12 protein-coding genes (1 of these 12 only partly in view) are annotated in these 10,682 nt (G+C 56.1%); 11 read left to right on the forward strand and 1 reads right to left on the reverse strand.

Features of this window, described 5'->3' with window-relative positions; translation table 11 throughout:
* The first annotated feature begins 161 nt into the window (after positions 1–161).
* The 10 genes from gatC (at position 162) to OCY70_RS01450 (ending at position 9,867) form a co-directional block, all read left to right on the forward strand.
* Positions 162–449, forward strand: a complete 288-nt coding sequence (gatC, locus tag OCY70_RS01405; RefSeq protein ID WP_006677117.1) for an Asp-tRNA(Asn)/Glu-tRNA(Gln) amidotransferase subunit GatC — start codon at positions 162–164, stop codon at positions 447–449.
* Positions 450–484: 35 nt separating this feature from the next.
* Entirely contained in the window at positions 485–1,930 is a 1,446-nt protein-coding gene (gene gatA / locus OCY70_RS01410) for an Asp-tRNA(Asn)/Glu-tRNA(Gln) amidotransferase subunit GatA (protein ID WP_373871451.1), read from the forward strand.
* A gap of 14 nt (positions 1,931–1,944) precedes the next feature.
* Positions 1,945–3,387 (forward strand): Asp-tRNA(Asn)/Glu-tRNA(Gln) amidotransferase subunit GatB, encoded by a 1,443-nt coding sequence (gatB, locus tag OCY70_RS01415; RefSeq protein WP_213428070.1) that lies wholly within the window; start codon positions 1,945–1,947, stop codon positions 3,385–3,387.
* A gap of 141 nt (positions 3,388–3,528) precedes the next feature.
* On the forward strand, positions 3,529–4,014 hold the full coding sequence (locus tag OCY70_RS01420) for a GNAT family N-acetyltransferase (RefSeq protein WP_213428069.1): 486 nt from the start codon (positions 3,529–3,531) through the stop codon (positions 4,012–4,014).
* Complete coding sequence (locus tag OCY70_RS01425) at positions 4,002–4,727, forward strand: MgtC/SapB family protein (protein WP_213428068.1); 726 nt, start codon at positions 4,002–4,004, stop codon at positions 4,725–4,727. Before OCY70_RS01420 ends, OCY70_RS01425 begins: the two co-directional genes overlap by 13 nt.
* A 170-nt stretch (positions 4,728–4,897) precedes the next feature.
* On the forward strand, positions 4,898–5,476 hold the full coding sequence (locus tag OCY70_RS01430; RefSeq protein WP_213428067.1) for an RNA polymerase sigma factor: 579 nt from the start codon (positions 4,898–4,900) through the stop codon (positions 5,474–5,476).
* A gap of 22 nt (positions 5,477–5,498) precedes the next feature.
* The gene (locus tag OCY70_RS01435) at positions 5,499–6,176 is read left to right on the forward strand and encodes a hypothetical protein (RefSeq protein WP_213428066.1); all 678 of its coding nucleotides are present in this window, start codon (positions 5,499–5,501) and stop codon (positions 6,174–6,176) included.
* Positions 6,177–6,201: 25 nt separating this feature from the next.
* Positions 6,202–7,395 (forward strand): DUF4097 family beta strand repeat-containing protein, encoded by a 1,194-nt coding sequence (locus tag OCY70_RS01440; RefSeq protein WP_213428065.1) that lies wholly within the window; start codon positions 6,202–6,204, stop codon positions 7,393–7,395.
* Positions 7,396–7,546: 151 nt separating this feature from the next.
* A complete protein-coding gene (gene perR / locus OCY70_RS01445; protein WP_197254876.1) occupies positions 7,547–7,984 on the forward strand; it encodes a peroxide-responsive transcriptional repressor PerR in 438 nt (145 codons plus the stop codon).
* 110 nt (positions 7,985–8,094) lie between these two features.
* A complete protein-coding gene (locus OCY70_RS01450; RefSeq protein ID WP_213428064.1) occupies positions 8,095–9,867 on the forward strand; it encodes a glycosyl hydrolase family 18 protein in 1,773 nt (590 codons plus the stop codon).
* A gap of 58 nt (positions 9,868–9,925) precedes the next feature.
* Here the strand turns inward: OCY70_RS01450 and OCY70_RS01455 are convergent, their stop codons facing one another.
* Positions 9,926–10,324 carry a DUF2614 family zinc ribbon-containing protein gene (locus OCY70_RS01455; RefSeq protein WP_213428063.1) on the reverse strand — a complete coding sequence of 133 codons (399 nt, stop codon included), beginning with the start codon at positions 10,322–10,324 and terminating at the stop codon, positions 9,926–9,928.
* A 135-nt stretch (positions 10,325–10,459) separates the two neighbouring features.
* On the opposite strand from OCY70_RS01455, the gene OCY70_RS01460 reads away from it, so the two are divergent.
* A protein-coding gene (locus OCY70_RS01460) for a hypothetical protein (protein WP_213428062.1) crosses the window boundary here: on the forward strand, positions 10,460–10,682 show its beginning. It continues 665 nt past the right edge of the window; 223 of the gene's 888 nt are visible here — the first part of the coding sequence; the start codon lies at positions 10,460–10,462; its stop codon lies off the right edge, out of view.

Below are 10,682 nucleotides of genomic sequence, written 5' to 3' on the forward strand. Positions count from 1 at the left end.
CGGCGGTAAGGGGCTGCCCGCAAGCTAATACCGCTGCGGGGCGGCTGAAAATCGCGGCGCTGCGCCGCATTAATGGAAGCCAGCGTTGAGTTGCCCACGCTTCTAGGCTATAATAGAGGGATGAATTTGGCCCAATTGGGACAAGGAGGAACAGGTTGCCGATGAGCATTCAGGTACAAGACGTCGAGCATGTGGCCAAGCTGGCACGGCTCAATTTAACCGATGAAGAAAAAGCGCGCTATACCGAGCAGCTGAACGCGATTCTGAAGTACGCAGAGAAGTTGAACGAGCTGGATACGGATGACGTGCCGCCGACAACGCATGTTCTGCCGATTCGCAATGTGATGCGTGACGATACCGTTCGTCCATCGCTGCCGATAGAGAAAGTCATGCTGAACGCGCCTCAGGAAGAGGACGGCCAATTCCAGGTTCCGGCGGTGCTGGAGTAAAGAGAGAGGGGGTAACCGCATTGACATTGTTGGATATGACGATTTCACAAGCCAGACAAGCCTTGGCAGACCGCAAAGTATCCGCCGCCGAACTGACGGAGGCGTCTTTTGCGCGAATCGCGCAGACCGATGAGCGGGTGCAGGCGTTCCTGACGCTGAATGAAGAAGGGGCCAAGGCGCAGGCGAAGCGCATCGATGAGCGCCGGGCGGCAGGCGAGGCGCTTCATCCGCTGGCCGGCATTCCGGCCGGCCTGAAGGACAATATCGTGAGCGAAGGGATGCGAACGACATGCGCCAGCCGCTTCCTCGAGAACTATGAGCCGGTCTATGACGGAACCGTTGCCCGCAAGCTGAAGGAAGCGGACGTCGTTACGGTCGGCAAGCTCAATATGGATGAGTTCGCCATGGGCGGCTCCAATGAGAATTCGGCTTTCCAGGCGACCCGCAATCCGTGGGATCTGGAGCGCGTCCCGGGCGGATCGAGCGGCGGCTCGGCTGCGGCGGTAGCCGCCGGCCAGGTCAGCTTCGCCCTCGGATCGGATACGGGCGGATCGATCCGCCAGCCGGCGTCCTATTGCGGCATCGTCGGCTTGAAGCCTACCTATGGCCTCGTATCGCGGTTCGGCCTCGTCGCGTTCGCATCTTCCCTCGATCAGATCGGGCCGCTGACGAACAATGTGGAGGATGCCGCGCATGTGCTGCAGGCCATCGCCGGCTACGACCCGATGGACTCCACCTCGGCCAAGGTCGACATCCCCGATTATGCGGCGGCCTTGAGCGGAGAGGTGCGCGGCCTGCGCATCGGCGTGCCGTCCGAATATATCGGGCAGGGCGTCGATCCGAAGGTGAAGGAAGCGGTGCTCGCCGCCTTGAAGGTATACGAGCATTTGGGCGCGACCTGGGAAGAGGTGTCGATGCCGCATACGGATTATGCCGTGGCGACGTATTACCTGCTCGCTTCGTCCGAAGCGTCGTCCAATCTGGCCCGCTTCGACGGGGTCCGCTATGGCGTTCGCGCGGAGCAGCCGGGCAATCTGCTCGATCTCTATCTTCAGTCGCGCAGCCAGGGCTTCGGTCCGGAAGTGAAGCGGCGCATCATGCTCGGAACCTATGCGCTCAGCTCCGGCTACTATGACGCCTATTATTTGAAGGCGCAGAAGGTTCGCACCTTGATTCAGGGCGACTTCGAACAGGCGTTCCAGAAGTATGACATTCTGCTCGGGCCGACGGCGCCGACGACGGCCTTCCGTCTCGGCGAGCAGATTGACGATCCGCTTCAAATGTACTTGAATGATATTTTGACGATTCCAGTCAGCTTGGCGGGCGTGCCGGCGATCAGCATTCCATGCGGATTGGCGGACGGCATGCCGGTAGGGCTGCAGCTGATCGGACGGGCGTTCGATGAGGCGACCGTGCTGCGCGCGGCGCATGCGTTCGAGCAGAACACCGATCATCACAAGCTGCGCCCGCAGTTGTCATAGAGGAGGCTTACGACATGCCAAGTGCTAAATATGAGACGGTAATCGGACTGGAAGTTCACGTAGAGCTTCGCACCGAATCCAAAATATTTTGCGGCTGCTCCACCGCCTTCGGGGCGCCGCCGAACACGCATACTTGCCCGATCTGTCTCGGGCATCCGGGCGTGCTGCCGGTGCTGAACCGCCAGGCGGTCGAATATGCGATGAAGGCCGCCATGGCGCTGAACTGCGAGATTGCGTCCGTGAGCAAATTCGATCGCAAAAACTATTTCTACCCTGACTCGCCGAAGGCGTATCAGATTTCGCAGTATGATCAGCCGATCGGGCAGAACGGGTGGATCGACATCGAAGTCGGGGGCGAGACGAAGCGCATCCGCATCAATCGTCTGCATCTGGAAGAGGATGCGGGCAAGCTGACGCACGTCGATGGCGGCTATGCTTCGCTGGTCGACTTCAACCGGGTGGGCACGCCGCTGGTCGAGATCGTGTCGGAGGCCGATCTGCGTTCTCCGGAAGAAGCCAAGGCTTATTTGGAAAAATTAAAGGCCATTATGCAATATTGCGAAGTATCCGACGTCAAGATGGAGGAAGGCTCGCTCCGCTGCGACGCGAATATCAGCCTTCGCCCGTACGGACAGAAGGAATTCGGCACGAAGGCCGAGCTGAAGAACATGAACTCCTTCCGCGGCGTGCAGCGCGGCCTCGAATATGAAGAGGAGCGCCAGGCCGATATTCTGGACGAGGGCGGCCAGGTAGTGCAGGAGACGCGCCGGTGGGATGAAGCCCAGGGACGGACGCTGTCGATGCGCAGCAAGGAAGAGGCGCATGACTACCGCTACTTCCCGGATCCGGATCTCGTTACCATCGTCATTGACGACGAATGGAAGGAGCGCATCCGCGTGACGATTCCGGAGCTGCCGGATGCCCGCAAGGCCCGGTATACCGCCGATTACGGCTTGTCCGGCTACGATGCCGAGGTCATCACCTCCTCCAAAAAGCTGGCCGACCTGTTCGAGGACAGCCTTACGTATACGAAGGATGCCAAGGCGGTAGCGAACTGGATTATGGGGGATCTGCTCGGCTATCTGAATGCGGGCGGTCTTGAGATCGAAGCCGTCAAGCTGGACGGACAAGGGCTCGGAGAAATGATCGGGCTGATCGAGAAGGGCACCATCAGCACGAAAATCGCCAAAACGGTATTCAAGGAAATGCTCGAATCCGGCAAGCGGCCGCAAACGATCGTCGAGGAGCAGGGACTGGTCCAAATCAGCGACGAAGGCGCCATTATGGCTGTCGTGCAGCAAATCATCGCGTCCAACCCTCAATCGGTCGAGGACTATAAGGCCGGCAAGCAAAAAGCGATCGGCTTCCTCGTCGGCCAGGTGATGAAGGAGACGAAAGGCAAAGCGAATCCGGGGCTCGTCAATCAATTGCTGGTCCAATGCCTGAACAGTCAATGATACTCGGTACGATATAGCAGTCCGCAAGGCGAAGCATGCGTTGCAGTTTTTTCATCGGTTCAAATGGAGGAGCTTGGCGCATACTTCGCCTTTTTTTGCTTACAGATAGATAGAGCAATACAAATTACGGTCTGTGGGGGGATGATTGTGCTTCGTGATCTGGACATGAATGATAATGAGACCCTTGAGCAATTATGGTATTTGCAGCAGAGCGCTTACCGCATTGAAGCGGATCTTCTCGGTTTCGACCGGATTCCTCCGTTGATGGATACTTTCGACGATCTAAGGAAGTGCAAGGAAATCTTCTACGGCTGGTGGGATGATGCCGAACTGGTCGGAGCCATCTCGTATGAGGTGCCGGAACCGGAGGTTATCGATATTTGCCGGCTGATGGTTCATCCCCGTTCCTTCCGCCAAGGCATCGGCTCCCGTCTGCTGGAGCATGTCCTGCAGATTCCGGGATTTCCCGTTCACCGCATTGCGACGGGGGCGCGCAATACTCCCGCTTTACGGTTATATCAGCGAGCGGGCTTCCAATTTCGGCACGAAGAAGAAATTGCACCCGGGGTATATCTTCGCCATCTGGAACGGGTGTCGAAGGAGGACGGTTCGGGATGGGAGAAATAATCGACGCCCCGAATCCGTGGGTCATTGACAATGTCTCGCTGATGATGCGCTTGTTCCTGGCGATGCTGCTGGGCGGCTTGGTCGGATTGGAACGGGAGCAGGCGAATCACCCTGCGGGCTTGCGCACGCATATTCTCGTATGTCTCGGCTCGGCCTTGATTATGCTGTTGTCCATTTATGGCTTTGCTCAGTTCGTCTATGAAGGCAATGTAAGGGTCGACCCTGCCCGTCTCGCGACGGCGGTCATTACGGGCATCGGCTTCCTTGGAGCGGGAACGATCATCTTTACGGGCAAATCCATCGCCGGTCTGACGACGGCCGCCTCCTTATGGGTCGTTGCGTCTATCGGTCTCGCCGTGGGGGCCGGATTTTATTTTGCCGCGGTGGCGGTAACGGTGCTCGTCATCGTCAATCTGTTTGTATTCAACAAGATTGAGCAGCGGTACTTTTCAAGCAAGAAAACTTATGTCCTTACGCTGGAGACGGATGGAGCTTCTCATTTTCTTCATCAGCTCCACGAATTTTTGAACGAACAGCAGATTCAGGTGAAAAAAGTGACGACGCAGCGCTTGCTTAATCGTCCTTACGAGGGTCCGGATGTCAAGCATACCGAAGTTCAAGTTGTTCTTATTGTACCCCGGCAGTTCGAAATTATTGCATTCACGACCCAAGTCGAACAGATGTCCGGCGTGCGTTCCGTAACGGTTGAATAGCCCCATCCCCGGCAATCGGCGCAATCGAGACTAGACTAAAGTCGGTGAAACCTTCCTGGACCCGGGAAGGTTTCTTTCGTTTCCCTGTCCGCCTTACAATAAAGGCAGAATAACGGAGAGGCGGCCCGACAGGCTGCCATCGTGGAGAAACGGAAAGGAAGTCGGCTAACGTGGAACGTGATTTGCGGAATCAATCAGATGAACAGCTCGTTCAGCTTATTTTGAGCGGCAATGAAGAGGGGATGCGCATTTTGGTGGAAAGACACCGCCCCTTTGTGTTAACTTGTATTTGTCAAACGGTTCAGGACCGGCATCTGGCGGAGGACATCGCGCAAGAAGTCTTCGTCAAAGTATACCGCCGGCTTCATACATTCCGCGGGGATTCGAAATGGACGACATGGTTGTACCGGCTCACCCGGAACCAGCTTATCGATTCGCTGCGGAGACAGAGACGGGGAGCCGCCGATCGGCTGGAGCCTAACACGATCATAGCCCTTCCGCATCAGGATGAGGAAGCGATGCCGGAGGAATGGGTCATCAAGCGCGAGCGGTGCGAGCAAGTGCGCCGGACGTTGGGCAGCCTTCCGGACAAGTACCGGACGGTGATGGTCCTCTATCATATGCGCCAGCGCTCGTACGCCGAGATCGCCGAGCAGTTGAAAATGCCTGTGCGGACGGTTGAGACCCGCTTGTACCGGGCCAAAGCGCTGTTCAAAAATGTATGGAACGAGTCGGTCGGAGCCGTATGATCGCAAGGGAGGAATGAATACAATGAACGATGGAGGCCGTAGAGACAAGGAACCACAGGTGGCGGAACAGACGGAACGCCAGCGGATGGATCATATCCGCATGCCGGATTGGGACAGAGAAGAAGAGCAATTTCTCCGGCGAAGAATGGCGAATCTGGAGCACCAGCAGCCTGGCAATTATCCGCCGTATGACGGAATGCCTCCTGTACCTCCCGTATATGGAACGCCGCCTCAGCGCAAGAGCAAATTTTTATCGGTCTTGCTATCCTTTATTTTTCCGGGAAGCGGTCATTTTTATTTGGGATTGATGCAGCGGGGGTTGCTCATTATGATGCTGCTCGCTCTGGATATTGTCGCGATTGTCTATTTCAGCGCTACCGATGCCAGAATTAACGTGCCGCTCATCGTGCTGCTTGCCCTGATGCTGCCTGTCATTTATTTCTTCAATCTGTTCGACGCATTGCAGAGCACGGAGCGCGTCAACCAGCAGGCGGTATACGGATTGGGCGCCGGCAATGTGAAGCAAGGCCCTTGGCTTGGTCTGCTGCTCCTGTTCGGCGGCGTCGTTCTGCTGCTGTTCACGGTCGACCCGGCCTGGCTGCGCTGGTTTTTCAGCAATGCCGGCTCTTACGCTGGAGCGGCGGTGCTTATCGGCGGAGGGATTTTTCTGCTAATCAAGGAATCGCGCAAAAGACGCTAGCCGATCATAAGGAGTTGGGGCATACTTGATAAAGGTAGGCCGAATTACTGCAGCCTTGTTGATAATCACCGTCGGCGTGATGGTGCTCGCCGATCAATTGTTCGGCCTGCGCAGCATCCGGCTTCTGCTCGTGTGGTGGCCCTGCATCTTCGTGCTGTGGGGATTGGAGATGATGGTAAGAGCCAAGCGCGGGCGAAGCCCGGACGGGAAGAGAAGCTGGAAGATCGATTGGCTCGGCATGTTCGCCGCCATTTTTTTATGCGTCGCGGTGTTCATGATTGCCCAACCTTATCTGTTCAGGGACTGGGTGCGGAGCATTCAGTTCGATTTTTCGATGATGAAGGAAATGAAGTTTGCCGAAGGGATGAAATTCAAGCAGTCTGCCCTCAATTATTCAATCGAAGGCCAATCGATCCGTGAGCTTGCCGTTCGCAATCGCTATGGCAATGTGTCGATACGGAGCGGGAACGTGACGGATGTGGAGGTGGAGCCGACGGTTATCGTCAGCAGCCTGCCGAAGGAAGAGGCCGAGCGGCTGGCAGACCAGTCCCGGGTAGACATCGCGGAGTCCGCCGCAGAACATCGGCTTCGCATCGAAGGGATGCCGGCGCGTTATGCAGCGAATGAACAGCTCGTCCGCATCGACCTCAGCATTACGATTCCGAATGAGGCGGCGTGGAATGTCCAGGTTCAACTGGACGAGGGGCTGATTGATATCCGGGAGCTCCGCGGAGCCATCGCCGCCGAGACGAAGAGCGGATCGATCCAGATTGCCCATATCGAGAACTCCGTTCAAGCGCGCACTTGGGACGGAGATATTGTCGTGAAGGGCATTGAACAGGAACTGAACGCGGAGACGGCCCGGGGAGATATCATCATCCATGACATCGAGGGGGATGTGGCCGCGGACACGAAGAGCGGCGATATCGATATTAGCCGCGTGGGACGCTCCGTTCAGGCGGAGACGCTGAGCGGGGACGTGCTGGCCGAATCGGAGGTTGTCGGAGGAGACTGGAAGCTTCTCAGCCTGGCGGGGGACATGACGATTCATCTTCCGGTTGACGCCGATGCCAAGGTGTCCGGCAGGAATACATTTGGCGACATGACTTCGGATTATCCGCTGGATATTGCCGGCAATCGTATCGAGGGAATGCTGGGAAGCGGGATGCATGATATCGTCTTGCAGACGAATGGAGACCTTCATGTTCTGCGAAGATGATCCTGAAGTTGCGGACGTCCGGGACAGAATAACATTGACAAATCGAAAAAGGTAACCGTACAATGGACATATAGATATTATTTTTTGAGAATCGTTACAATGTAGATCAGACAACCCGAATCAATCATGAGCGTAGAAGGCGGTGGACAGGATGAAGACACGGGTTCAACATGCATTGGAACAATTGAAAATGTCCGGAGTACGCATTACGCCACAACGCCATGCGATTTTAACCTATTTGATGGATGCGATGAACCATCCGACGGCGGATGAAATATACCGGGCGCTTGAGCCGAAGTTTCCGAGCATGAGCGTAGCCACGGTCTACAACAACTTGAAGTTGTTCATTGAAGCCGGCCTGGTGCGCGAATTGACATACGGAGACAGTTCAAGCCGGTTTGACGCCAATGTCTCCGATCATTATCATGCGATATGCGAGCAATGCGGCAAGATTGTCGATTTCACGCTGCCGGCTCTGCAATCGGTAGAGGAGACAGCCGCCGAGCGGACGGGCTTCTTCATACGGGGACACCGCATGGAAGTGTACGGCGTGTGCCAATCGTGTGCAGCCTCGGCTGACAAGAAGTAACCGGATTGTTCCGGAGACACAGTTGAATCATACATGCGCGCAGCAGATTTTGCTTGCGCGTTTTCTTTTTACAGAGAGATGCCAGACTTGGGAGTGGGAGGAAGGACAACATGAGTTACCGGGGAGAGCGCCGGGGCGGAAGAATAGGCAATGGAGGGCATGTGAACAGGCCGGGAAGCGGCCGCAAGCGCAAAAAGGGCGGCTGCGGCGGATGTCTTGTCATTATGATAGGAGTTATTATTTTGTCTGTATGCATATGGAAAGGATGGTCGGAGTGGTGGCCTGGCCAGGAACGGGCGGAATCCGATATGAGGCAAGTTGAGCAGCCCCTTACCTATAACGGAACCTGGAGCGGATATGGCACGAGAGGACAGGGGAAAGACCTGCTTATTCCGGTGCCGGCGCTGGATGGCCTGCTGCCGGTCACCTTTGAAGAGGAGAGCGGCACCGTGATTTTGACGAGTCCGGTCATGACCGCTTCGATGCCGCTGGACCAGCGGGGCGGGACCCTGAACGGAAATCCGAAGGAATGGCCTGCGGCTGCCGTCCGCATCGGCAACACGGTTCATGTTCCCGCATCTGTGTTGGAAGAGCTGTACGGGATTGAAGTGAAGCAGTATCCGGCGAACGGAGCGGTGCAGTTCGGAATGCCGGGCCAGACGCTCCAATCGGGCATAATCTTGAAGCTGCGTCAGCCGGAAGATACGGTTCCGATGAGGCAGCAGGCTGACAAAAAGTCGCCGATTATCGCCGATCTGAAGAGCGAGTCCCCGGTGACTATTTGGGAGGAGAGCGGAGACTGGCTCCGGGTAGAGGCGGATGACGGGACATTGGGGTATGTCGCGGCCGAGGATGTGGTGCCGGGAGACGTACATACCGTACCTCATGTGCCCGAGGCGCCGCTGCCGCGGTTCGTCGAGGAGAAGACGCCCGTGAGCCTGGCCTGGGAGGCCGTCTATTCGCGCAATCCCGACCCGTCCAAGCTGCCGAACATGCCGGGCACAAATGTCATCAGCCCAACCTGGTTCAGTCTGGAGGATGACGAAGGGAATGTTCACAGCAAGGCGGACCGGAATCTGACCGAATGGGCGCACCGGAACGGCAAGCAGGTATGGGCCCTGTACAGCAACAGCTTCGAACCGGAGCGGACGACCGAAGCCCTCTCGACCTTCGAACGGCGGAACCGTACCATCGGTCAACTGCTTGAATTGGCGCAACGATATCAGGTGGACGGAATCAATCTGGATTTTGAAAATGTGAATGTCGAGGACCGGAATAAGCTGACCCAGTTCGTTAGAGAGCTTGTCCCTCGGCTTCATGCCAAAGGACTTGTCGCGTCTATCGACGTGACGGCGAAGTCGGAGAGCGGCAGATGGTCGCAATTCCTGGACCGGGAAGCTCTTGGCCAACTTGTCGACTATATGATGGTCATGGCGTATGACGAGCATTGGGCGGCAAGTCCTGTGGCCGGTTCCGTCGCATCCCTGCCTTGGGCCGAGCAAGCGGTGACGCGAATAATGAATGAAGATAATGTGCCAGCGCATAAGCTGGTGCTGGGCATGCCGCTCTATACCCGTATCTGGACCGAAGAAGTGCAGGACGGGGAGACGAAGGTGAGCTCCAAGGCTTTGGGCATGCAATCGATTCAAGATATACTGGCTGACAAGAAGCTGAAGCCGGAATTTGATGAATCTGCGGGGCAGCATTACGTGGAGTACAAGGAAGAAGGGAACCTGCAGCGGATTTGGATTGAGGACGAGCGTTCGGTACGGGCTCGGATTGAGCTCGCCGATCGGCTGGGCCTTGGAGGTATCGCCGTCTGGGCGCGCACGTTCGCCAGTGATGACATATGGGATGTACTGCGTTATCCGCCCGCTTCTTAACAGGTAAGAAGAAAAGCCGCTTTCCCCGGTAAGGGAAGCGGCTTTTCTTATGTACTCGTCAAGACTTCGGCGCGGACGCAGCCGGCTGGCCCGATTCGGCCGGAGCTTCTTCGGACAGTCCTAAGGTGGCTTGGGCCGGATCGAAGGTCAGGATGGTCCGGCAGAACATGCAGCGGTCGGTCTTCCCGATCATTTTCGTCGGTTTGCCGCATTCCGGGCATTCCAAGGCGACGACACTTGTCGACAGCATGCCGGCCCAAAAATAAATGCCCATGCTTCCCAATAGAAGAATGCCGCCGAGCACCATGAATACCGCAGCGAACGGGCGGCCCTGCACGCCCCACATCAAGATGCCGGAGGTGCCCAAGATCATCATACCCATGCCTGCTAAAATAAGGACGAGCCCCCACAACCGAAATTCACTAAGCTTGCTTGTCTTAAATAGCCGAGTGTTCATCATGAGCCTCCCAATATATATATTGAAAATGTTTTGCAATATAGAAGGAAAGAGAGAATCTATGTAGAATTATAAACATGAATCAAGACAAAAGAAAGCGGATTGGCAAGAAAGTCGAAAAAGCGTGGGATTCATATGAAGCAAGCAATTGACAAGGTCAAGTTGGAGCAATGGATGAAAGCGCCGCACATTCAAGGCGTTCTTCAGTTGATCCCTGACACGAGGAAGCTGGCAGTACAGGAATACAACAGGTGTGATCGCCTGTATATCGTTATCGATGAACAGTGTCCGTCTTCTCCCTTCCACACGCAGACGGAGCAGGATTGCTCCATTACGCAGTGGATTTTCATCCATCCGG

The sequence above is a fragment of the Paenibacillus melissococcoides genome, assembly GCA_944800085.1.
In the GTDB taxonomy this organism is placed as follows: Bacteria; Bacillota; Bacilli; order Paenibacillales; family Paenibacillaceae; genus Paenibacillus_B; species Paenibacillus_B melissococcoides.